This is a genomic window from Rhodococcus sp. MT28 (assembly GCF_058792695.1).
Map to the genome: position 1 here is coordinate 165,751 of NZ_JBXAFD010000002.1, position 24,718 is coordinate 190,468.

Sequence of the window (24,718 nt, forward strand, 5' to 3'; positions counted from 1 at the left end):
GATTCAGCGAATCAGGCTCTCGACGGCCATCGGTCGGCGACCCAGAAGCAGTTCGACGGCCGCGCTGCCGGCAAGAAAATCGTGGTGGTTGTAGAACTCGAACATCGCCGCCAGACGCGAGCTGGCGTTGACGTCAAGGCTGCTGCCGATCTGTTCGCGCCATTGATCCACGCTGATCTGATCTATCGCGACGGTGCGTGACGTCTGCTTTTCCACCATCTGTGCCACCTCCATGACGCTCAGAGCTTGCGGGCCGCCCACCTCGTACGTCGCTCCGTGATGTTCACCCGAGCCCTCGCTCAGTACGACCGCGGCAACAGCCGCCACGTCCGCCAAACTCACGAACGAGAACTTCGTTTCCGCGCTGTACGGCAGGACGATGGTGTCAGATCGGCCCGTGAGTACCGCCTCGAAATTCTGCGCGTACGCACACGGTTGCAGCACAGTCCATTTCAAGGGTGAACGATGCAGCTCGTCCTCACACCTGGCTTTGTCCAGGTGATGCGGCATGGACGGGCTGAACGGCCACGCGACGGAGTGATAGACAAAGTGCTCCACTCCCGCCGATGCCGCTGCCGTCAGCGCATTGCGAAGCAGTGCGGGCTCGTCGGGATGGACGTTCGGGGCAATGAAGTACACGCCTCGGCACCCGGCGAGCGCCTTGCGCAGTCCGCTTCCGGTTTCCAGTTCTACCTCGAAGTCCCCGTCGACACGCGCCTTTCGCACCAGTCGCCGAACTGTCACGCTCGGCGGCAGTGCGGCGACGACGGCCTCACCGGTCTTACCCGCGGCGCCGATCACCGCGATGTCGGCGCCGCGAGCAATTCCGTTCTCCATGAGAGTTTTCCGTCCTAGACGTAGTCGTAGACCGCTGAGGTGGCGCCACCCGAAAGCTGCGCGTAGCCCGGACCCCGATCGAAGAAGGGCTCGTTCTCACCGCGTTCCGAGCGCAACTGATCCCGCAACTCCGTGGTAGCAGCCTCGTCGACGGACGGCTCGTCACCCTCGATCACGACAACGCCGTAGTCGTCGCGTGCGCCCTCGACGGAAACCTTGCGCCACTGAATGTCTCGCAAGACCTCTTCAGTCGGGCGCTCCAGGGGATCTCCCCAACCACCACCACCGGTGGTGCGAATCCGTACGACCTCACCGGCCTTGATCGGCTCGGCATCGGTCAGCGCGTCGAACTCACGCTCGTTCGGTCCACCCGGATCCAGGACGACGGAGAACGGCCGACCGGCCTTGCCACCCTTGACTCCCCAGCAGGCGAGAATCGAACGGTCCGCGATGGACATGAAGTGAGCATCCTTGAGCATGCGGATGTGCTTCTCGTATCCCAGACCGCCGCGGTAGCGTCCGGCTCCGCCCGAATCCATGGCCAGACCGAGCTTTTCGACGATGAAGGGGAAACGGCTCTCGGTGAATTCGGTCGGCAGGTTCCGTGAATCGGGAACGACGTGAATCGTGTCCTCGCCGTCGGCGTAGTAGCGTCCGCCGGAACCTCCGCCGAGCACCTCACGCATGAGGTACGAGTGACCCTCGAAGTCCTCACCGTAAACACCGGTGTACCTGATGGTCTCCTGATCGGCGGGCATGTTGCCGTCCACAGCCTTGGCCACGACGCCGGCCAGCACTCCGAGCAGACGGAGGATGACAAACGTGCGCGCGTTGGTGGGAGCGGGGAAGATCGGGGTGATCAGTGTTCCCTTCTCGGGGAACTTCATCTCGATCAGCGGTACGACGCCCTCGTTGACATCCAGTTCGGCCATGCGCTCCGGGGTGTCCGCGAGGTTACGCAGAATCGGGGCCAACCACTTGATGAGGAAGTTTCCGTCCGCGTAGTCACCGCAGTGGTTGATCGGACCCTTTGCCTGCGGTCCGGTTCCGTTGAAGTCCAGGATGAGTCGCTCGCCGCCCTCGTCCTCCGGCCGCGTCTTCGTGAGCGTGATCCGCTGGATGTGGAGCATCGGTTCGTCGACGCCGTCGTGCTCGGCGTAGTCCTCCCACGTGTACTCACCGACCGGGATCTTGCTGAGGATCTCGCGACGGTACGTCTCGGTGGTCGCGTCCATCATCGCGTCGAAGCACGACTCGACGGTGTCGACGCCGTAGCGCTCGAACAATTCGGTGAGTCGACGCGCACCCATCAGGCACGCCGAGCACTCGGCGTCGAGGTCAGCTGCCAACGCATCCGGCATACGGGAGTTACGCGTCATGATGCGCAGTGCCGCCTCGTTGGGAACTCCCTGGTCCCACAGTTTGATCGGCGGAACCATCAGTCCCTCTTCGTACACCGTGGTGGCGCCGGACGGCATGGAGCCGGGGCAGCAACCGCCGATGTCGTCGTGGTGACCGAATGCCTGAACGAACGCAACAACCTTCGGCTCGGCATCGGGAGTGACGCGGGCGAAGACAGGCACCGTGACGCAGAGGTCGGGGAGATGGCCGATGCCACCTTCGGACAGGTAGACGTCGTTGTGGAAGTACACGTCTCCCGGCTTCATCGTCTCGAGTGGGAAGTCCCGGGCGATCGGATGAACCAGTGCGGAATACGAACGGCCCGTGAGCTTGCGGAGGTTCCGGTCGTGAATACCCGCGCGGAAGTCGTGAGCGTCACGGATCATCGGCGAACGCGAGGTGCGCGAAATGGAGGTCTCGACTTCCATTTCCACGCTGGCGAGGTAACCGGCGACGATCTCGACCAGAATCGGATCAGGTGACGCGCCGTCGGTAGCGGTGAGTCGGTACGGCTTGGCCGCGGTGGCAGCAGCAGCATCGAGAATGGCGGTCATCACTTCACTCCGTTCGAGTCGGAAGACTTCGAGATACGAATGTTCCCGAAGGTGTCGATACGTGCCGAGAATCCGGGATGGATCGGGACAGTCGAGCTGAACTCCTCGATCACGGCTGGTCCTTCGATGACGTCACCCGCACCGAGCAGTGTGCGATCGTAGGTGGCCGTTTCGACCCAGCTGTCGAAATACGATTGACGCGAACCGGTTCGAGCGGTGTCGGCGCCGGTGCCGGCCGGGATCTCCTTGAGCGTCGGACGCTTGATCGGGCCGATGCCACTCACGCGCAGGTTGACCCATTCCACGTGCTGCGACGGGTCTCCCCGGAAGTCGTAGCCGTACAGCTCGCGGTGCGCCTGGTGGAACGCCTCGGCCGCGTCGTCCATGATCTGCGTCGTGACGGTACCTTCCGCCACCGGGACGCGTACCTCGAAGGCCTGACCGAGGTAACGCAGATCCGCAGTGCGAGAGTACTTGCGCTGCGTCTCGTCGAAACCCTCTTCGGCAAGCGCGATCTCGGCTTCGCCGGCCAGCGCGTCGAACTGGCTCTGCAGGTCTTCAGCCTTCAACCGGTCGTGACGACTGACGTGCGTCTGGACGTAGTCGTTGCGGACATCGACCGTCAGCAGACCGAACGCGGAGACGTTACCCGGATTGAGCGGGACGAGAACGTCTTTCAGACCCAGGATGTCGACGAGACGGCAGGCGAGCAGGGAGCCGGAACCGCCGAACGTCACGAGGGTGAAGTCGCGAACGTCGAGGCCACGCTTGACGGTGATCTGACGCAGGGCGTTGGCCTGGTTCCATGCCGAGACCTCGAGGACGCCGACCGCGCACTCTTCGAAGCCCAGACTGAGCTGTGTTGCAAGCTCTTCGAGGCCCTTGCGTGCCAATTCCGTGTCGAGAGGAATCTCGCCACCGAGCAGGTGGGGTGGGATGCGACCGAGCAGGACGTGCGCGTCGGTGATGGTCGGTTCGCTGCCGCCCTTGCCGTAGCACAACGGTCCGGGATCGGCGCCGGCCGACTGAGGGCCGACTCGGAGGGTGTGTTCCGGCGTCATCCACGCGATCGACCCACCACCGGCGCCGACGGTCACGACGTCGATCATCGGGATCTTCGACGGGTAGTTGCCCACTCGCCCTTCGGTGGTCAGCGCGGGCTCGCCGCGAACCACGACGGTGACATCCGTCGACGTTCCGCCGCCGTCACAGGTCAACACCTGCTCGACGCCGGCGGCGTCGGCGATCAGCGCAGCACCGAGGGCTCCGGCGGCCGGTCCCGACAGGACTGTCGTAATAGGCTGGTGAACAACCTCTTTGGCCGACAGGACACCGCCGTTGGACTTCATGACGTAGAACGGGATGTCGCGGGGTTCACCGTCGGTGGTCGAGAACTCACGCAGACGATTGGCGATGTTGTTCACGTAGTTGCGGATGTTCGGCTTGACCGCGGCGTCCACGAGTGTGGTGATGGACCGCTCGTATTCGCGGTACTCACGCAGCACCTGGCTCGAGATGCTCACCGTCGCATCGGGGAAAACTTCGAAGAGGATGTCGCGTACGCGCTCCTCGTGCGTCGGATCGGCGTACGAGTGCATGAGGCAGACGCCGATGGTCCGGATCCCGCGGTCCTTGAAGAACTGCGCTGCGCTGCGAACGCTCTCTTCGTCGAGCGGACGAATCTCGCTGCCGTCGAAGGAAAGGCGTCCACCGACGGTGCGTACACGATCGGCGGGGACGATGCGTTCGGGCTTGACCCAGAAGTACGAGTTGCCGTAACCGTCCGGCACCGACTGACGAGCGATTTCGAGAACGTGCTCGTAGCCCTCGGTGGTGATGAAGCCGAGGTTCTCGACCTTGCCTTCGAGCAGCTTGTTCGTCGCTACGGTCGTGCCGTGGCTGACCGCACCGATGGAGTCGCCACTCTCACCGAGCTTGGCGAGTACCTTCTCGATACCGGCGAGAAAGCCCTCGGCGGGGTCCGCCGGGGTGGACGGGGTCTTGGTGGTGACGATGGCGCCGGTTTCGTCGTCCACTGCCACGATGTCGGTGAACGTTCCGCCGGTATCGATACCGACCCGAATCTTCCTGGGTTCCACGCTTCCTCCTGAGATCTTTGGCTCGTCTCGTCTGGTACCGATCGACGGTTGCGGCCTAGCCGGTAAGTGGCTCGTACCTGACGTGTAGAGCTATTCCACAGGTTCGGAAGAGCGGATTCTTTGTCACAATTCGCCGAATCGGGGGACCAAGGTTCGGCGCACGATCACGAGCGGATCTTCGCCGGCGCCCCCGTGGGTTACGCGGACGTGAAAAACGCCCCGAACCTGGTCGGTTCGGGGCGTTTCCCTCATCGTGAATCAGCTGTTGACACCTACGCGAACTACTCGCGACAACCAGAACGCGCCAGGAATCCGCCTATAGCAACACCTGACAAAGCAATGGCTGCGCCGACGACGGCGCTGACCATCACCGTGCGAGCATCTGTGCCGCCCGCTGTCGGTGCAGCGGCCGGAAGAACCGCCGGTGCCGCGACAGCTCCGGAAACTACCGGCGCGCCTTCGACCGCCACTGCCGGTACCGCCGCCGCCACGGCGGCAGTGACTTTCTCGGGAATGCCGTTGGCAATGACGCCGTCGATGCTCTTGAAGAACACCCCGGCCATCTTCTTGGCTACACCGGTGATCATGCGCTGCCCGACGCCGCCGACCATCCCGCCGACCACGGCGTCGGCGTCATACGAAAGCAGCGTGCCACCCTCGTTCTCCGTCAAGGTGACCGTGACGTCCGCCTTCACCGTGCCGGGAGCACCCGCCCCCGAAGCCGTCATGACAAACGAATTGGGCCGATTCTGTTGCGACAGAACAACCTCGCCGTCGTAGACGCCCTTGATCGACGCAACTCCCGCCATGATGGAGAGCTTGTAGTGATTGTCCGTGAGCTGCTCGAGCGACTGCACACCGGGAATGGTCGCGGCCAGTACACGACCGTCCTGGAGCTTGTCGTAGACCTCTTCGCGAGGTGCCGTCAGCTGCGCGGTGCCGGCGATTCTCATGCATTCTCCTCTGATGACGAACCCGCGTGTGCGAGTCGAAGTTCGAACAGTTCGGACGGTGAAATGGGCATGGACGTGATCGAGATTCCTTCGGCGTCCTCGATGGCAGCCGCGATGACGGCGCTAGTGGGGATCACACCCGCCTCACCGGCACCCTTCATTCCGAGTGGGTTGAGTCCCGACGGCGTGACGGTGTGATCCATCTCGAGCGAATCCGGCATCTCGGTGACGAACGGCATCAAGAAGTCCATGTACGACGCGTTGAGCATCTGCCCGTGCTCGTCGTAGACGATCCGCTCGTAGAGTGCGCCGCCGATACCTTGCGCGACGGCGCCCATGACCTGACCTTCGACGATGCGGGGGTTGATCACGTTTCCGCAGTCGTGGATGACAACGTAACGACGGACCGTGATCTCGGCTGTCACGGGATCGGTTTCGACGATCGCCGCGTGCACTCCCGAAGCGAAGGTGGAACTGGGCGGCGAGTAGTAGCCGGTTGCTTCCAGACCGGGCTGCTCACCCTCGGGAATCGGCGGCTTCGACATGTCCGTGTCGGTCTTGGCGAAACCGGTGGCCAGCTTCGACTCACGGTCGAACGCATATCGTAGCGGGTTCGACAGCACGGCAACAACACTCAGCGGTACGGACGTACCCTCCACTCCGGCTTCGGTGCCGATCTTGCACACGTGCCCTTCCCGGAGTTCCAGTTCGGTTTCCGGCAGATCCAGGATTCCGGACGCGATCTTCTTCGCCTTCTCCGCGACCATCTGCGCTGCGACGTGGAAGGCCGAACCTGACATGACCGCACCACGCGAGGCGAAAGTGCCGACGGCATAACCGAACCGGCGGGTATCACCCGTGACGATCTCGACGTCGGAGACCTTGACTCCGAGGTCGTCCGCAACGATCTGGGCGAACGCGGTCTGGTGGCCCTGACCCTGCGTCGTCAGGCCTGTTGCGGCCTTGACCTTTCCGGACGTCTCGACCACGACGTGCGCACCCTCGTAGGGTCCGGGTCCGGTTCCCTCGACGTACGCGCCGATACCGATGCCGACCGACCGACCTTCGGCACGAGCCTTCCTCTGGTACTCGGGAAATCCGTCCCAGTCGATGAGCTTCTTGAGCTTGTCGATGCCCGCCTGGTAGTCGCCCGTGTCGTAGATCAACGGGCGTCCGTCCTGGAACATCAGGCCGAAGTCGTACGGCATGTCCTCGGGGCGAATGAAGTTCGCCTCCCGCACCGCGATCTTGTCCTTGTTCAGGTACTTGGCGATGGCGTCCATGGATCGCTCCATCGCGAACACGGCCTGCGGACGTCCGGCGCCGCGGTACGGGGTCACGATCACGGTGTTGGTGTACAGCGAATAGGCGTTGACCCGGAACGACTTCGGCTTGTACGGCCCGAGAACCTGCGTCGCGGTGTTGATCATGACGATGATCCCGTACGGCAGGTAGGCACCGTTGTCGTGCCAGAACGTGAAGTCGAACGCCAACAGACGACCCTCGTCGTCGAATCCGATGTCGACCTTCTGGATCTGCCCGCGCTCGTGTGCGCTCGAGATGAAGTGCTCACGGCGATCCTCGACCCACTTCACCTCGCAGGAGATACCGGCCTGGCCGAGGCGTCGAGCGGCCCACGTGATCATGACTTCTTCGGGCCACGGGTGAACGATCTTGACGCCGAATCCGCCGCCGACGTCAGGAGCGATGCAGTGAACCTTGTTCAGCGCCATCCCCAATCGCGCGGCGATTGCGGCGCGGGCGGACGTGGACGTCTGGGTGGAGGTCCAGAACGTGAGGGTGTTCTCGTCACCGTCCCAACGTGCGTAGACGCCCTTGCCCTCCATCGGCATGGAAGCCGAACGCTCGATTTCGAGATCCAGCGTCAGTCGGTGCGGCGCGGCGGCCAGTTCGTCATCCAGATCTCCGAACCCGTGCTGCAGGTGAGCGGCGACGTTGTCCGGAACGTCTGCGTGGACGGCGTTCGCGGCGGTGCGAGCGACGTCGATCCCCACTACAGGCTTCAGCGCCTCGTAGGTGACGTCGATCTTCGCGCAAGCGTCCTCGGCGATGTACCGGTTGTCCGCGACCACCATGGCGATGGCTTCTCCGACATGCTTCACCTCGTCCTTCGCGAGGGGATACCCGTTGCGCGGAGCGATGATTCCCGGATGCGGAATGAGCAGTGGCAGGTTCTCCGCCATTTCCGGCGTGTCGGCCAGGAGATCTTCGTAGGTGTAGATGGCATGTACACCAGGCACTTCCAGCGCCTGGTCGATGTCGATGTCGATGATTCGCGCATGAGCGTGCGGCGACCTGACGAATGCCGCGATCAGCGCGTTGTGGCCCAGATCGTCGAGGTATCGCCCCTGACCGCTGAGCAGACGCGTATCTTCCTCGCGCGGAATCGGTTTACCGAAGAACTTGCCGTCGTCGGCAACCGAATGATCGGCCGTCGAATGATCGGAAGCGGGGTGCTTCGCCCCGTTGCGCTTTGCTGGTTTGACCGGAGTACTCATGCCTTACCCGCCCGTCCTCCGACAGGATTCGTTGTTCCCCGCACCTTGCGATCCAACGCCTCCCGAGTGGACGCGTCGTCGATTCCGAGCGGGAACTGCCCGGCCCGTTCACGCTTGATCTCGGCTGCGCGCAAAACCGACGCCCTGATGTTCTGGTACCCCGTACAACGGCAGAGGTTTCCCGCTATCGCGTCGGTAGCTTCCTCCCGCGTGGGGTTGGGGTTCTCCTCGAGAAATGCCGCGATGGTCGTCACGAATCCCGGAGTGCAGAATCCGCACTGCAGACCGTGACAATCCTTGAACGCCTGCTGAACCGGATGCAAAGTGCCGTCCGGCTCGACGAGGCCTTCGACGGTGGTGATCGATCGACCTTCGAGGCTGGCCGCGAGGACGAGACAGGATCGAACAGGCTTTCCGTCGAGCAGCACGGTGCACGCACCACACACGCCGTGTTCACAACCCACGTGCGTGCCCGTCTTACGGAGGTGGTGACGAATGGCATCCGAAGCCAGAGTGCGGGAGGGAAGAACGACGGTGTTCGTCACCTCGTTGAGCGTGAACGTGACAGCTACATGGTGCTCACCGGTGTCTGCTGCCAGCTCGGCAAGTTGATCATCGATGGAGCGATCGTTTTTGGACATTGTCACCACTTTCCTGCCAGTACTGCGTTCTCACTGAGAGCATCCGTTGCCGCTGCGAAGCCGACCCGCGCGGTGAGCGCGGACACCAACTGCGAGCGGTACGCCGCCGTCCCGTGAATGTCTGCCTCGGTATCTATCTGCGCGCGGGCGCATTCTCCGAGAGTGCGCCACCGCGGATCCCGCTGATCCGTCGCCGACGCCCCCGCCAATACGTCCGTGTAGTCCACGACCTGTCCCAGCTCTCCGGCGGACACGTACGTCATGTGCGCTTCGGCCACCAGACCGTCGACCACGCGAATCCGTGCGACGACACCGACCAGTGCGTAGTCACCGTGACGGCGCGCGATCTCGTCGATGGCGGTTCCCACGCCGGGTTCGGCGGCGGGCACCGACACCGACACCGCGATCTCGTCTGATTCCAGGCTCGACTCGAGAGGGCCGGCGAAGAGATCCGTCGACGCGATCTCGCGGGTGCCACGCACCGACTGGACGGTCACGCTGCCCCCGAGCAGCGTCAGGACTGCCGGCATCTCCGCCGACGGATCGGCATGGACGATGGAGCCGACGCTCGTCCCGCGGTTACGGATCGTGGGGTGCGCTACCAACTGCAGAGCACGGTTCAGCAGAGGCTGGACTCGACGAGCACCTTCGTCGGCCGCCAGCACCGAGTGCGTGGCCAGGGCCTGGAACCGCACTCCTTCGTCTTCGGACGAGGTCACCGAAGCGAGGTTCGGGATCGATCCGATGTCGACGATGTGGGCGGGCGCGGCGAGGCGCATGGACAGCAGCGGCACAAGCGATTGCCCACCGGCGAGCACCTTCCCCTCGTGAGAGACCTCGGAGAGGATTCGGCACGCGTCCTCGACCGAGGACGGTCGGTGATAAGTCAGCGGCGACGGTTTCATTACTCAATCCTGCCTCTATGAGTCACTTCACGTTTTGTGCAGATGTGACAACGGTCACGGGTCATACCTGGCATACATTCAACTTGGCATCACGTGAGCTGCGCCACGGGCTCTTCAAGTTCGTCATCTGACGCATTCGCCCCCGGCGTTGCGCCCGGCCGCCTCCCGGACTTCGGCCTGTTCAGTTCAGGGTTCCAGGACCCCACGAGCCGGCAGAGGTGGTACATCGCGATCAAGACGATGGTGCCGAGCGCGATACCTCCGAGCGAGAACGTGTCACTGAACTTCAGCGCCGTGTCGCCGATACCGATGATCAGACCGGCGGCAATCGGCATCAGATTCAGCGGGTTCCCGAAGTCGACGCCGTTCTCTTTCCAGATCTTGGCGCCGAGCAGACCGATCATGCCGAACAGAACCACAAGAATTCCGCCCAGGACGCCGCCGGGCGTCGCCGCCATGACTGCTCCGAACTTGGGCGAGAAGCCGAGCAGGATCGCGATGAAACCCGCAATCACGTACGCGGCGGTCGAGTACACCCGCGTGGCAGCCATGACACCGATGTTCTCGGCATGAGTCGTCGTAGGGGAGCCGCCTACTGCGCTGGCGATGGCGGTGGCAAAACCGTCACCGGCAATGGCGCGTCCGATGTACGGGTCGAGGTCGTCGCCCGTGATTTCGGCGACCGCCTTGACGTGTCCGGCGTTTTCCGCGACCAGTGCGATGACACCGGGAAGCACCAGAACGATGAACGTGAGGCTGAACGAGGGAGCATGAATACCGACGATCCCGTTGGCTTCGTCCGAGAACGGCGGCAACCCGAACCAGGACGCCGAGTGCACCAAATCCCAGTTGACACGAAAGTGCTCGGTGGGTGCGCCACTACCACTGGCGGACGTGATCGGACCGGAGAGCCGGTCGAGGACCCACGAGAAGATGTAGCCGAAAACCAGCGCGACGAGAATGGCGATACGTCCCAGGAAGCCGCGTAGCGCAACGCTCATCACGATCAGTGCAACCATCACGATCAGTGCCACCCACTGATCCTGCGGCCAGTACAACCCCGCGACCACAGGCGCCAGGTTGAAGCCGATCAACATCACCACAGCGCCGGTCACCACCGGCGGTAGCGCTTTACTGATGACGCCACCGCCGAGAAAGTGGATGGCGATGCCGACGAATCCCAGAACCAACCCCGACACCAGAATCGCACCGGTCACTTCGGCCGTCGTTCCACCTTGGGCACGAATGGCGGCAACGCCACCGACAAAAGCTGCGGATGTTCCGAGGTAGCTGGGGACGTGCCCCTTGACCACCAGCAGGAAGAAGAGCGTACAAAAGCCCGACATCATCACGGCAAGTTGAGGATTGAGGCCCATGATGATCGGGAAGACGAACGTCGCGCCGAACATCGACACGACATGCTGGCCGCCCAACCCGATGGTTCTCGCCCAACTGAGTCGCTCGCCGGGAGCGACCACTTCACCGGCTCCGATGTTCTTTCCGTCTCCGTGCAACGTCCAGATCGGCATGACGAGACCTTTCGCAAAGGAGGAAGGTGTTCGAAATGCTTTGTGCCCCAGCTCACAAACACCGTGTCTGGAGTGAAACGCTAATGCAGGACCGAGATTTGGACGTGATGACAATCTGCCAGAACCCACTCACCGAGATTGGCAACAATGGTGGCAGATGATGCGGGCAGGGGTCATCGTCAGTGCTGGAGGCAGTTTCGACCGAGATGAGGACCACGCCACAAAGGGCCCAAACATTTTCTTCGGCTTAATGATTCCGTAACACGATGTCTGTCAACGGAAAACGAGGTACCTAGCCGAGGGCTGCGAGGATTCCCGCTGCCATCTCCGCGACCTGATCATCGGTCATGACGAACGTCGGCGAAATCTGCATCGCACCCTGACCCGCCGCGCGACCCGAAATACCGTGCTCACGAAGCGTCTTCACAAACGGCAACGCCTCCGCCGGATCAGCCAACTGCACCGCAGCAACCGCACCGAGCCCACTACGAACCTCCGCCACCCGCGGATGCTCCGCCAACGGCTGCAGATGCGTATGCAACGACGCCTCCAAACGCTTCGACTCCGCGAGCAAATTCTCACGCTCGAGAATGTCGAGGTTCGCCATCGCCGCCGCAGCAGCACCGGCATGCCCGCCGTAGGTGTACCCATGGCGCCACCACGAACCCGCATAGAACGGCTCCGCCACCCGCGGCGCGATGAACACCGCACCCATCGGAACGTAACCCGACGTCAAACCCTTTGCCGTGGTCATCATGTCGGGCTGCAAATCGAAACGGGTGGACGCGAACCACTCACCACCGATCCGGCCGAAACCGGTCACGACCTCGTCGACGACAAAGAGGATGTCGTGCTCACGGCAGATGTCACGCACCTCGGCCAGATACCCCTCCGGCGGCAGATACACCCCACCCGCACCGATGATCGGCTCCGCGAAGAACGCAGCGATCTTGTTCGCACCGACCCGCTCGATCAACTCGAGCAGACTCTTCGCATCATCCCAGCCGACGGTCGCCGCATCCGCCATCAGCTCGCCGTACCCCTCACGGTTCACCGGAATACCAGCGAGAGCTGTTCCCGCAACGTGCATTCCGTGATACGCCTTCTGACGACCGACGATGATCGTCTTCTCCGGCTGCCCCACCTCGTGCCAGTACCGGCGAGCCAGCTTCGCCGCAGTGTCCACCGAATCCGAACCACCCGAGGTGAAGAAGATCTTGCTCCCGGCAACCGGCGCGATGGCCGCCAGACGCTCCGCCAACACCTGCGTGGTCTCGGGAACAAAATCACCGAAATTCGAAAAATGAGCGATCTTCGACAACTGAGCCGCCACCGCATCCGCGATCTCGGTGCGCCCGTGCCCGACATTGGTGAACCACAGGCCCGCCGTCGCATCCAGATACCGCGTGCCCTCGCGGTCCCAGATGTACGCGCCCTCACCGCGAGAGACGACAAACGCGCCGTTCTTCTCCACAGCGCCCATGTCCGCGAACCCGTGCCACAATGCCGAAGCCATCGTCTTTCTCTCCCAACTGGATACGTTCGAAATAGATCGGTCAGTTCACGCGGAGTGCGGGCGGAAGAACCCGCTCGACCCACTGCGTTGCCTGCTCGAATGCGTAGGCGAGTTGGAGTACGTCCAAGTCGGCTCCGTGCCGACCGATGATCTGGATACCCATGGGAAGCGAACGATCGTCGAAGCCGACCGGCATCCCCGCAACCGGAACCCCGGCCATCGTCCAGGGAACAACCGTCTCCATCCACCGGTGATACGTGTCCATCGATCGGCCGTCGACGGTCTCGGGCCAGTGAGTGTTCTTGTCGAAAGGAAACACCTGGGCACTCGGCGCGAGAATGTAGTCGTAGGTTTCGAACATCTTGGTAATGGCCGACAGCCAGCCGTTGCGGGCCTCCGCGGCCTTGGTCACGTCGAGAGCCGACAGTGTGACCGCGTGCTCGAGTTCCCACAACAGTTCGGGCTTCATCAACTCGCGCAAGCTCGGATCGTTGTACTGATCGATCAAGCCGAGCTGTGCCCACCAACGCCACCGCAAGAACAGTTGCCAGATGTCCTCGGGTTTGAAGTCGGGAAGCGCCGCCTCGACGCGGCACCCCAACTGTTCGAAGACCTCGAACGAGGATTCGCACAACTCGAGAACTCCAGGTTCGGTTGCCAGGTAACCGTTCCAGTCACCGACCCATGCGATCCGAGAGCCCTTCAGATCACGTGCGAGGCTTTCGGTGAATACCGCGGGATCCTCACGAATCCCCAACGGTGCATAAGCATCCGGCCCCGCCATCGTGGAAAGCAGGTGAGCCACGTCGGTGACGGTTCGGCCCATCGGACCCACAACAGCGCCCTGAGCGATGAATCCCGTCTCCGGTATCCGACCCCAGGAAGGTCGAAACCCAACAACGTTGTTGAACGCCGACGGGTTTCGGAGCGAACCCATGTAATCGCTTCCATCAGCCACCGGCAGCATGCGAAGCGCCAACGACGCTGCGGCGCCACCGCTGCTACCGCCGGCAGTGCGCGAATTGTCGTACGGCGACACCGTCGTACCCCACACCGGGTTGTACGTCTGGGATCCGAGTCCGAACTCCGGTGTGTTCGTCTTGCCGATCACAATGGCACCGGCAGACCTGATCCGCTTGACGAACAGTTCGTCATCTTCGGCGATTCGATCCGCGAACATCGGCGACCCGGACGTGAACGGCAGACCCTTGGCTGCCGAAAGATCCTTCACCGCATGCGGAAACCCGTGCATCCAACCGAGATACTCCCCACTCGCCAACTGCGAATCACGCTCGCGCGCCTCCGCCGTCAACGCTTCCCGATCCCGCAATGCGACGATCGCGTTCACCGCCGGGTTATGTAATTCGATCTGATCGAGGAAGCTGTCCATCACCTCGACACACGACACTTCACGCCTGCGTATCAGACCACTGAGCGTGACCGCATCGGCCATGACGAGTTCGCGATTCTCGGGCGCACCGGAAACGCTCTCGTCGACAGGGTCAGCAGCATGAACCATCGTGAATCCTTTCAAGCAGTGAAGTGGGGTACGCCGCGGCGGACTCGCCGACACCGGCAACTGATTCGAGGACGAATTGCCGGTGGCGGCGCGACTGTCGAGGTTTCCAGCGAGGTTCTTGCCTACTACTGACCGAGATCGACGATGGCAGCGACTGGGCCGCCGCCCTCGGGACCCTGGTGCGCTGCCGATACCGAGACGAACACTGCCGGATCGCCGGTGACAGCTGCCGTGACTCCGCCGACACACGACTTGATCTGGCGGTGCCAGTGCACGTCGGAGTCGTCGAGCATCGCATTACGACGGCCACGGACCGTTCCGTCCTGACTGGCCTCGCACTTCAAGAACACGTTGACGAGTTGACCGTCCAGGTCGCTCGAGTGCGGCCGCTCCGGAAGTTCGAGTCCGGCGTCACGGATCGCCGCCCAGATGCCGTCCTGGTCGAGCGGATCCTTCATCACGCTGTGGCCGATCCGGTAGCGTCCGCCGACGCCGCGTGCGTTACCGACGACGACGATCTGCGCGCGGTCCAACTCGACGCCGGACGAGCAGGATGCGACAGAGGAGAAGAGTTCGCGGCTGTGCATGACATCCTCGTCGGTCGGCATGTCGATTTCGCCGAGCGCAACCGCGATCCCCAGAGCCGTTCCGCCGTTGGACAGGTCCATCGACTCATGAGTCTGTTCGGTCCACACAGTCTTGCCGCGGCTCTTGGCGTCACGGATGGTGTGAATTGTCAGCAACGGAGTCTTGGTCTGTACGTAGTGCACGTCGGCGGGATCGGTGATGCCGGCATTGGCCATCGCGTCTTTCACTGCCGCAGCAACTTTGGTGATCATGGCCGTACGGCCGATGTCCTCGGGCAGCAGTTGCTCACTCATGGCGACACCCACGGTCAGTCGCGGCTCGTCGGTCTTGGTGACCTTGTCTGCCGGCACGGTCGCGAAGATCGTCGCGTGCGGGCTGATCACGCCGTCCGTGCCGCCGGACCAGACGATCGGCACCTCCGCCACTTCTTCGGGGCTGCGATTACCCTTGGCGGAGAGAACCTCTCGGAACGCTCGGTCCGCGATGATGCGCGTGTAGTCGTTGACGCCGCCGTTACCCTCGGTTTTGCCGATGACTGCAATGACGCGGTCGGCCTCGAGGACACCGTCGTCGATCAGCTTGGCGAGCTCACTGGCGTCGGAGACGCTGTGTAGCGGAACCTTACGGACCTCGATTGCTTCGGGCATTGGCATCTCCTTGTATAGGGAATCGTGGAGGCAAAATTGGGCCTTGACAGCTCCGGGCGCCCAGTCCAGCCGAGCGGTTCGGAACTGCCGTGTCGACCACGCTATGACGACTCGAACCCATCGGCATCGTCAATACTTGCCCAAACGAAAACCGCGATTGGTTATTTCGACTCCGAATCACCGGTTGCGCGCCGCCCCATCGGTTCTCACTTACGATTCGACCATGGACACCACTGTTGTCGACCATCCGCTGGCGGCATCGCTGCTCACGACCATGCGCGACGCTCGCAGCGACAACGCAACGTTCCGGTCCGCCTTGCGCAGACTGACCCATATGTTGGTCTACGAGGCCATGCGCGGCGCAGAACTGGAACAGTTCGACATCGAGACGCCAGTTGCTCCGACGCTGGGGGTGCGGTTGGCGAATCCACCGCTCCTGGTCCCGGTCTTGCGAGCGGGCCTCGGGATGGTCGAACAGGCGAGTGCCCTCATTCCGCAGGCAGGCGTCGGTTTCGTGGGAATGGCACGAGACGAGAAGACACACCAGCCGGTTCCGTATCTGGAGTCCCTGCCTGCTGATCTGTCGAGCACCCCCGTCTACGTCCTCGATCCGATGTTGGCGACCGGTGGATCCATCGTCCGCACAATCGATCTGCTCATTGCACGCGGAGCCACCGATGTGACTGCAATATGTGTCGTCGTGGCTCCGGAAGGGATCGAAGCACTGAAGAACTCCGGACATCCGGTCCGGCTCCTCACAGCGAGCATCGACGACGGCCTGAACGAAAATGCTTTCCTGATACCTGGACTCGGAGACGCGGGCGATCGCCAATTCGGGCCGCGGTAGTTGGCAGACATACGGAGAACCGCTCATTCCGAGAGGCTATTTTCGTCAACTGTTGACAATGTTCGTCGCGTGATCGAGCGTAGTCTCGCGACATGGATAGATCTGCCAAATATTCGAGCGAAGAGCTTCAACATTTGCCAGAAGGTGGCGACTACAGACTCACAGTTCGGGATGTCCTCGAGCTGCCCAGTCTGCGTGGAGCCGAAGTCCTTGCCGGGCACGGGGGCTTGCGCCACCTCGTTCAATCGGTGAACGTGATGGAAGTACCGGACATCCTCGCTTGGGTGAAGCCGAACGAGTTGTTGGTGACAACCGGGTTCCCGCTGCGCTACGGGCGAACCGGCGAGCTTCTCGACGACACAGATCTCAGTGACCTCGTCGACGGTCTTGCACGTCGAGGAGTCGCGGCACTTGCCGTGAAAACGGGCCGTTATCTCGACGAGCTGCCCGAGGCGATGCTGCACATGGCAGAGCAGCGAGGGCTTCCGCTGTTGGTTCTTCCCGTCACCGCGGGATTCGACGAGGTGATCTCGGAGGTCTTCACCAAGTTGGTGGCGAAGCAGTCCGCGGCACTCGATATTGCCGATCGACTTCACCGCTCGTTGACGTCGATCGTCTTGGAAGGTGGCGATCTACCTCAGATTGCCGCAGAATTCGCCGCGCTTTTCGACGTCAGCGTTCTGATCTGCTCGCCGGACGGAAGGGTATTGACCGAGGCCGGGGATTCAGCCGCGCTGAATGCGCTTCCGTTGTTCGAAAGCACCGGTCGGTTCCTGACCGAGCGGGTCGCCGTCGGTTTACAGAACGCGCCCAAGGGATTTCCCGGCCAGTTGGCGCTCACCCGAGTGGTGGCCGGCGGCACCGACCACGGCCGGATGGTGGCGTACGCAGGCACCCACGAACTCGGCGCAGTTGTCGTTCAAGCGCTGGAGCGAGCGGCCACCGTTGCCGCGCTGGCCGTCACCAAACAGCTGGCAGTTGCGGCAGTGGAATCCAAGTTCCGCGGCGACTTCCTCCGCGACGCACTGATAGGCGAAGCCGGCTCGCCTGCGGAAGTGAGCGCGCACTTCACCCAGTTGGGGTGGGATGTCACTCGTCCACTTGCCGTTGTGGTTGCAGAACTCGACGTCGATCACCCGGAATCCCAGCACGCGAATTCCACTCGCACGGACCAAGATCGACTCAGCGACGGCTGGCAACAAGTGGTACGAACACACGAGCGGACGGCGCCGTCCGTCGGGTTTCGACACGAGGTGGTCACGCTTTTCCCGACCAGCACCGACCGTGCGGTTCGGGACATCGAAGGGTTGGTGCGCAAGGTTGCCGGCGATCGCACCAGCGGCCGCCGATCCTTCAGCACGGGAGTGAGCCGGGTGATCTACTCCCTGGCCGATCTACCCGCGGCCTACGACCAAGCCTGTACAGCCGTGGTCGTCGGCCGACGTATCAACGGGCCGGGGCAGATCGCACACTTCGACGAACTCGGTGTACACCGACTCCTCTCGCTCCAGACGGACAAGAGCGAACTGCGTTCGTTCACCGATGACGTTCTGAAGTCCTTGTCGGCGGACAACGCCGAAGCCGCTGACCTGCGTCTGACACTCCAGACCCTGCTCGACTGCAATTGCAATGTCGCCGAGGCCTCCCGGGCGCTGCACATGCACTACAACACTTTGCGTTACAGAATCGGAAAGCTGGAGAGCGTCGTCGGATCGTTCACCGACGACCCCGTCCTTCGATTGAACGTCTCACTCGCCCTGCAGGTCATGAAGATGCACGAAATGTCATGACTTCGCACGATATGAGCTGACAGAACGTCCCGATAACGGTTCGATACAACCGCAATCGCGCCGCCCGGTGAGCGTTCGTCACTTCTTACCCACCACTGACACCCGTCGTCGGCAAGGTTACCCATGTGCCGTTCACCGGTGCCCGCTTACGGTTCGAAAGACGGGCCGCACATACCTCCTTCAGTGGCCCTGGCCGGTTTCTCGGTCCAGCGGACCGGAGTCGACCGAACTACGGAGGCCTCAACCACCAACTGGCTCAGCCAATTACACCAGAACACGGCGGTGCGACATGAACTCGACTTCGAAGCCTCACAACACAAGTGCTCGTAGTGGTCCGTTACACGACGTGATAGTCGTCGACCTCACGCGCGCACTCGCGGGTCCTCACGCGGCAATGATGCTCGGCGATCTGGGTGCCGACGTGATCAAGGTCGAATCACCTCACGGCGGCGACGACACCCGTGGGTGGGGGCCGCCTTTTGTGGAGCCCACGTTGGAACCACCGAACACACAACGGGAATCGACGTATTTTCTGTCCACGAACCGGAACAAGAAGTCGATCACGCTCGATCTGAAATCCGACAGTGGGCGCGCGACCCTCGAAGATCTCGTCTGCCGCGCCGATGTTCTCATGGAGAACTTCCGCACCGGAGTTCTCGATCGACTCGGATTCTCGACCGAGCGGCTGGCCGAACTCAATCCTCGACTGATCGTTCTGTCCATCAGCGGTTTCGGCCACGACGGCCCGGAAGGCGGTCGCGCCGGCTACGACCAGATCGCCCAGGGGGAAGCCGGACTCATGTCGCTGACCGGCTCGAGTCCGGACGACGTTCAACGAGTCGGAGTTCCGATCGCCGATCTTCTCGCCGGAATGTACGGGGCGTTCGGTGTCGTCGCGGCTTTGAAGGAACGCGAACAGACGGGGAAAGGCCGCGTTGTCCGAACGTCGCTCTTGGCCAGCGTGGTCGGTGTTCACGCGTTTCAAGGAACGAAGTGGACCGTCGCCGGTGAGGTAGGCACAGCGCAGGGCAACCACCATCCCTCCATCGCACCGTACGGGCTCTTTCGTACCGGCGATGGCGCAGTGCAGATCTCGGTCGGCAGCGAAAGCCTGTGGAGAAGATTCTGCGAAGGATTCGACCTCGACCCTGACGCCCCGGGTATGGCAACAAACGCCGAACGCGTCGAAAATCATTTCCAGGTCGTCGAATTGATCGAACGTACCTTCAAGCCGTACTCGCGTGACGAGCTTCTGACCGAACTCGACCGCATCGGAGTACCGGCAGGACGGGTTCGGACGATCTCCGAAGTGTACGAATGGGAGCAGACCCGATCACAGGGATTGCTCGTCGACGTCGACCACAGCACGCTCGGAAACATCACACTGCCCGGTCCACCGCTACGATTTTTCGATCCGGACGGAACCGAGGTGACGGAGACCCGCCACACTGCACCTCCGGTTCTCGGTGAAGACACTGACGAAATCATGTCATGGCTACAAGGATTCACCCGATGAACCGCCTGACGGCTCGCGACTTGCTCGACCTGGTAATCGATGCCGGCACCTGGGAGTCGTGGGATACCCCTCCGATTCCCGTCGCGACCGACTCCGACTACGCCGAAGCACTTCTGCGGGCCCAGGAGAAGACCGGGCTCGACGAGTCCGTCCTGACCGGAAGCGCCTCCGTCCGAGGCCGCCGTGTGGCAATCATCGTCTGCGAGTTCGGTTTTCTCGGCGGATCGATCGGCGTGGCGGCGGGAGAACGCCTCGTCGTCGCCATCCGTCGAGCCACCCAAGAGCACCTGCCCCTTCTTGCGCTTCCCACGTCCGGGGGAACGCGCATGCAGGAGGGGACGACGGCGTTTTTGCAGATGGTCAAGATCACCGCGGCGCTCATCAAGCACAAAGAAGCGCACCTGCCCTACATCGTCTATCTCCGAAACCCCACCACCGGAGGCGTATTCGCGTCCTGGGGATCACTCGGTCACGTGACGATCGCGGAACCGGGGGCCCTCGTCGGATTCCTCGGCCCCCGAGTGTTCGAGGCCTTGTACAACTCACCTTTCCCCGCCGGTGTCCAGACAGCGGAGAACCTTCACGAGCACGGACTCATCGATGCAGTGAGGCCGCCAGACCAGCTCGCCGAAATCGTCGAACGCGCATTGCGCATCATCACCGGGGCGCATCGTGGGCACCTACTGCCCAGTGACCCGTGCTCGTACGATTGCCCACCCGATACGTCAGCCTGGGAATCCGTCGTCGCATCCCGACGCGAAGACCGACCTGGGATTCGTGAAGTGCTGCTCAATTCCGCTTCGGACATGCTCCCGCTCAACGGAACCGGCCAAGGCGAGAACGATCCCGGCATCATGCTCGCACTCGTCCGCTTCGGCGACATGCCCTGCGTCCTTCTCGGACAGGACCGGCGCGGACAGACTGCTCACTCCCCACTCGGCCCCGGCGCTCTGCGGGAGGCTCGGCGAGGTATGCGGCTGGCCGCAGAACTCGACCTGCCGTTGGTGACGATCATCGACACAGCGGGCGCGGCACTGTCGAAGGAGGCCGAAGAAGGCGGACTGGCGGGCGAGATCGCTCGGTGCATAGCCGACATGATTTCACTCGAGGTCCCCACCATTTCCCTCCTGCTCGGGCAGGGCACGGGCGGCGGCGCCCTGGCACTGATTCCGGCCGATCGAGTGCTGGCGGCCCGCCACGGTTGGCTCTCGCCCTTACCTCCCGAAGGTGCGAGCGCGATCATGTTCCACGACGTCACGCACGCGCCGGACATGGCAGCCAGTCAAGGGATCAGGTCCTTCGATCTGCTCGCGGGCGGCATCGTCGATCGGGTCATCCCCGAATTTCCCGATGCCGCGGACGAATCCGCCGCCTTCTGCACTCGCGTCGGAGCGGTACTGCACTACGAGCTGAGCGTGCTCAGTGCTACCGATGCGACTGAACGGCTCAACACCCGCACCGAACGCATCGACCGTATCGGCCTGGTCGAAGCCAGTACCTCCGTCTGATCGATCAGTACCCAGAACACCGGAAAGGCCGGACATCCTCCGCGGAGGATGTCCGGCCTTCGTCGATCGAGCACACTCAGCCAAGCGTCACGTGAGTTGCTTGGCGGGTTCCTCCCGATCGCCGCCGGGAGTCTTCGAATCCGGCTTGTTCGGTTCCGGATTCTTCGCATTCAGCTCCGGGTTCTTCGAACCGATGAACTGGCACAGGTGGTACATCCCGATCACGACGATGGTGCCGAGCGCGATACCGCTGAGCGAGAACGTGTCACTGAACTTCAGGGCCGTGTCGCCGATACCGATGATCAGACCGGCCGCGATCGGCATGAGGTTGAGCGGATTGCCGAAGTCGACGCCGTTCTCCTTCCAGATCTTGGCGCCGAGAAGGCCGATCATGCCGTAGAGCACCACGGTGATTCCGCCGAGAACACCGCCGGGCGTCGCCGAGATGACGGCACCGAACTTGGGGGAGAAGCCGAGCATCATGGCGACGATGCCGGCAACCGCGTAGGCGGCGGTGGAGTACACACGGGTCGCTGCCATGACACCGATGTTCTCGGCGTATGTCGTGGTGGGCGAACCGCCGACGCTGCTGGCGATAGCGGTGGCGAAACCGTCACCGGCGAGCGCACGTCCCATGTACGGGTCGAGGTCGTCCCCGGTCATCTCGGCCACGGCCTTGACGTGGCCCGCGTTCTCCGCGATCAACGCGATGACACCCGGAAGGACCAGGATGATGAACGTGAGGCTGAACGACGGAGCGTGGATGCCGACGATTCCGTTGGCCTCGTCCGAGAACGGAGGAAGCCCGAACCACGACGCCGACTGCACCGAATCCCAGTTGACGCGGAAGTGCTCGGTGATCTGACCGGTGCCTGCGTCGTACGAGGTGATCGTGCCCGAGACCCGGTCGAGGATCCAGGAGAGGACGTAGCCGAAGATCAGCGCCAGGAAGATGGCGATGCGCGCCATGAAGCCGCGTAGCGCGATACTCATGACGATCAGGGCCACCATGACGATCAGGGCCACCCACTGGTCCTGCGGCCAGTACAGCCCCGCGACGACGGGTGCCAGGTTGAATCCGATCAGCATCACCACTGCGCCGGTCACCACCGGGGGAAGAACCTTGAATACGACCCGGCCACCGAGGAAGTGGATCGCGATACCGATGGCTGCCAGGACCAGTCCGGACACCAGGATCGCGCCGGTCACCTCTGCGGATGTTCCGCCTTGGGCACGAATGGCGGCGATACCGCCGACAAAGGCCGCCGACGTACCGAGGTAGCTGGGAATGCGTCCCTTGACCACCAGCAGGAAGAAGAGCGTACAAAAGCCCGACATCATCACGGCAAGTTGAGGATTGAGCCCCATGATGATCGGGAAGACGAACGTCGCGCCGAACATCGACACCACGTGCTGGCTGCCCAGCCCGATGGTTCTTCCCCAGCTGAGCCGCTCGCCGGGAGCGACCACTTCACCCGGTCTGATGTTCTTTCCATCTCCGTGCAACGTCCAAATCGGCATGATGGGACCTTTCGTGCAGAGGAAGGTGTCCGAACGCTGAGTGTGCTCCAGCTCACAAAACACCGTGACTGGAGTGAAACGCTATTACAGCGCAGGGGTATCGACGTGATGACAATCTGCCAGAACCCACGGACCCGGATTGGCAATATTAGTGATTGATGCCGCGCATCGCGGTTATCTTCAGTGCTAGAGACAGATCCAGCCGTAGCTCGGGTTGCGCCGTGAAGGGTCCCAGCATTTTCTCCAGCTTAACGACCCTGTAACGCAGTGTGTTGTAATGGAAGTGGAGCTTGCGCGCTGTCTCGGCGATGTTGATGTTGGTCGCGAGCAAGACTTCCAATGTCTTGCGCATGTCCTGCGCTTCGGCAGTTTCCTCCGTCAGTTCCCGCAGTGTCTCCCGCGCGAACGTCTCCAGCTCGTTTTCGTCCTCGACCAGACTGAGCAGTCTGTACACACCGAGATCGTCGAACTGAGTCACCGTCCACGGACCGGAGATCCGGCGTCCGACGGTCAGTGCGGTGCGCGCCTGACTGTAGAGCGCGGGGACGGCGTCGATCGCCGCTGTCGGCCGGGACACCCCGACACTGAACGGCCTTCTCCCGCCGCCACCTTCACCGCGAACGACCGTGACGAGGTCCCGCACCAATGCCATCGTGTCGGTGCCGACGCCCATGACGATCACCGTCTCGCCCGTCAGCGCGGTCACCGCCGCACCGGGATCGCGGTGGGCGATCGCCCCGGAGAACGCCATCGCCTGGCGATCGACGACGGGCAGCCGAGCGGGCGCCGCAGAGGCCGGTTCGTCGATCGGGTCCGGCTCGATCGAGACGATCACCAGCGGGCGATCGAAGTCCCAACCGAACGTCTTGGCGTGGGAGACAACGTGATCGTGGTCCCCGGCCCGGCCGAGGAGCAGGTCGTGAACGAAGTTGGCGCGATGGCGTTCTTCCACCGACGCAACGGCCTGCTCACGGGTGATGACCAACGCGCACACCGACGCCGCTCGCTCGACCAGGTACTGGTCGTAACTCGTCATCACGCGCTCACCGGTGAACAACGCGAGACGCCCATGGTCGATGTGATTGGCGGAAATCGCGGACACCGCGATGAATTGACCGTCGAACTCGTGCAGACCCAACCCGCCCTCGACGGTGTCGGTCCGCAGACGACCGGTGGAATCGACGGCGGGACAGGCAGACAGATGCTTGCGCTCCGCGGCATCCCCGGCGCGGCAGATCTCGCGTCCGTCCGAGGTGGTGATCAGGGCGGCGCCCTTCATCTCCCGTGCGATGACCTCGGTCAATTGTGGGAGGCCGCCGCCGCCCATCACGACGTCGACCAGCAGCCGTCGCAAGCGCTCGGCCCCGAACATGGCGTCGATCTGGGCCGACTCCGTCTGCTCACGGTCTCTCGCCGCGGGGTGATCGCACGCACCGTGAAAAACCAGGAGCGGGAAGCCGGCGCTTTCGGCCGCGTCGACCAGCTCCGGCGCGAGAGTGTCCCCGTCTGCGCCGAATTGGACGGCAAGTGCCGCAACACCTCGCGTCGACAACCGTCCGACAAATGCTTTGAAGGTTTCGGTGACCCTGGCGAGGGTTTCCGGCGTGGTGATCAGCAACTGTCCGTGCCGCAGCCACGGTCCGATGTCCGGAACCGCCATGAATCCCACCCGGGCTACCGTCGGGTCTTCGCAGCCGCCGGCGACCTTTCGAACACCAGGAAGGAGCGGGGTTCGAAGAAGTTCGGAGAGAACAGCATTCACCTCGGATGCCGGTACGGCCGGGTTTGCCACTTGGCAGGCACCTCGATTTCATTCGGATCACGGAAG

17 protein-coding genes are annotated in these 24,718 nt (G+C 62.8%); 4 read left to right on the plus strand and 13 right to left on the minus strand.

The window, feature by feature from the left end; all coding sequences use genetic code 11:
- Nucleotides 1-3 precede the first annotated feature (3 nt).
- The 11 genes from AC1Q6C_RS09110 to bar form a co-directional block, all read right to left on the minus strand.
- Nucleotides 4-837 (minus strand): NmrA family NAD(P)-binding protein, encoded by an 834-nt coding sequence (locus tag AC1Q6C_RS09110; RefSeq protein ID WP_003945973.1) that lies wholly within the window; start codon nucleotides 835-837, stop codon nucleotides 4-6.
- Nucleotides 838-851: 14 nt separating this feature from the next.
- The gene (locus tag AC1Q6C_RS09115) at nucleotides 852-2,792 is read right to left on the minus strand and encodes a hydantoinase B/oxoprolinase family protein (protein ID WP_065456446.1); all 1,941 of its coding nucleotides are present in this window, start codon (nucleotides 2,790-2,792) and stop codon (nucleotides 852-854) included.
- Nucleotides 2,792-4,891 (minus strand): hydantoinase/oxoprolinase family protein, encoded by a 2,100-nt coding sequence (locus AC1Q6C_RS09120; protein WP_007735491.1) that lies wholly within the window; start codon nucleotides 4,889-4,891, stop codon nucleotides 2,792-2,794. The genes AC1Q6C_RS09115 and AC1Q6C_RS09120 overlap by 1 nt, the downstream gene beginning before the upstream one ends.
- Before the next feature lie 281 nt (nucleotides 4,892-5,172).
- Nucleotides 5,173-5,844: an SRPBCC family protein gene (locus AC1Q6C_RS09125; RefSeq protein WP_007735490.1), complete on the minus strand. Its 672-nt coding sequence runs from the start codon at nucleotides 5,842-5,844 to the stop codon at nucleotides 5,173-5,175.
- Complete coding sequence (gene cutA / locus AC1Q6C_RS09130; protein WP_065456445.1) at nucleotides 5,841-8,363, minus strand: aerobic carbon-monoxide dehydrogenase large subunit; 2,523 nt, start codon at nucleotides 8,361-8,363, stop codon at nucleotides 5,841-5,843. The genes AC1Q6C_RS09125 and cutA overlap by 4 nt, the downstream gene beginning before the upstream one ends.
- Nucleotides 8,360-9,004, minus strand: coding sequence for a (2Fe-2S)-binding protein (locus AC1Q6C_RS09135; RefSeq protein WP_003946048.1), 645 nt, complete (start codon nucleotides 9,002-9,004; stop codon nucleotides 8,360-8,362). The genes cutA and AC1Q6C_RS09135 overlap by 4 nt, the downstream gene beginning before the upstream one ends.
- Nucleotides 9,005-9,006: 2 nt before the next feature.
- Entirely contained in the window at nucleotides 9,007-9,909 is a 903-nt protein-coding gene (locus AC1Q6C_RS09140; RefSeq protein WP_042448023.1) for an FAD binding domain-containing protein, read from the minus strand.
- A gap of 89 nt (nucleotides 9,910-9,998) precedes the next feature.
- Nucleotides 9,999-11,438 carry a uracil-xanthine permease family protein gene (locus tag AC1Q6C_RS09145; RefSeq protein WP_211921793.1) on the minus strand — a complete coding sequence of 480 codons (1,440 nt, stop codon included), beginning with the start codon at nucleotides 11,436-11,438 and terminating at the stop codon, nucleotides 9,999-10,001.
- 292 nt (nucleotides 11,439-11,730) lie between these two features.
- Complete coding sequence (locus AC1Q6C_RS09150; protein WP_261256158.1) at nucleotides 11,731-12,954, minus strand: aminotransferase family protein; 1,224 nt, start codon at nucleotides 12,952-12,954, stop codon at nucleotides 11,731-11,733.
- A 40-nt stretch (nucleotides 12,955-12,994) separates the two neighbouring features.
- On the minus strand, nucleotides 12,995-14,473 hold the full coding sequence (locus AC1Q6C_RS09155; protein ID WP_007735205.1) for an amidase: 1,479 nt from the start codon (nucleotides 14,471-14,473) through the stop codon (nucleotides 12,995-12,997).
- Between the two features lie 125 nt (nucleotides 14,474-14,598).
- A complete protein-coding gene (gene bar, locus AC1Q6C_RS09160; RefSeq protein ID WP_007735206.1) occupies nucleotides 14,599-15,708 on the minus strand; it encodes a barbiturase in 1,110 nt (369 codons plus the stop codon).
- A 223-nt stretch (nucleotides 15,709-15,931) separates the two neighbouring features.
- Between bar and upp the strand changes: the two genes are divergently transcribed.
- The 4 genes from upp to AC1Q6C_RS09180 all read left to right on the plus strand — a co-directional run bounded on the left by upp (nucleotide 15,932) and on the right by AC1Q6C_RS09180 (nucleotide 21,369).
- Nucleotides 15,932-16,555, plus strand: coding sequence for a uracil phosphoribosyltransferase (gene upp, locus AC1Q6C_RS09165; RefSeq protein WP_007735207.1), 624 nt, complete (start codon nucleotides 15,932-15,934; stop codon nucleotides 16,553-16,555).
- Between the two features lie 92 nt (nucleotides 16,556-16,647).
- Nucleotides 16,648-18,345 carry a PucR family transcriptional regulator gene (locus AC1Q6C_RS09170; protein ID WP_003946020.1) on the plus strand — a complete coding sequence of 566 codons (1,698 nt, stop codon included), beginning with the start codon at nucleotides 16,648-16,650 and terminating at the stop codon, nucleotides 18,343-18,345.
- 289 nt (nucleotides 18,346-18,634) lie between these two features.
- Entirely contained in the window at nucleotides 18,635-19,861 is a 1,227-nt protein-coding gene (locus AC1Q6C_RS09175) for a CaiB/BaiF CoA transferase family protein (RefSeq protein ID WP_007735210.1), read from the plus strand.
- Complete coding sequence (locus tag AC1Q6C_RS09180; protein ID WP_492666538.1) at nucleotides 19,858-21,369, plus strand: carboxyl transferase domain-containing protein; 1,512 nt, start codon at nucleotides 19,858-19,860, stop codon at nucleotides 21,367-21,369. Before AC1Q6C_RS09175 ends, AC1Q6C_RS09180 begins: the two co-directional genes overlap by 4 nt.
- A gap of 87 nt (nucleotides 21,370-21,456) precedes the next feature.
- Here the strand turns inward: AC1Q6C_RS09180 and AC1Q6C_RS09185 are convergent, their stop codons facing one another.
- Together AC1Q6C_RS09185 and AC1Q6C_RS09190 are read right to left on the minus strand one after the other, a co-directional pair.
- A complete protein-coding gene (locus tag AC1Q6C_RS09185; RefSeq protein WP_064075502.1) occupies nucleotides 21,457-22,890 on the minus strand; it encodes a uracil-xanthine permease family protein in 1,434 nt (477 codons plus the stop codon).
- A 148-nt stretch (nucleotides 22,891-23,038) separates the two neighbouring features.
- Nucleotides 23,039-24,682, minus strand: coding sequence for a PucR family transcriptional regulator (locus AC1Q6C_RS09190; RefSeq protein ID WP_003945987.1), 1,644 nt, complete (start codon nucleotides 24,680-24,682; stop codon nucleotides 23,039-23,041).
- Nucleotides 24,683-24,718 lie beyond the last annotated feature (36 nt).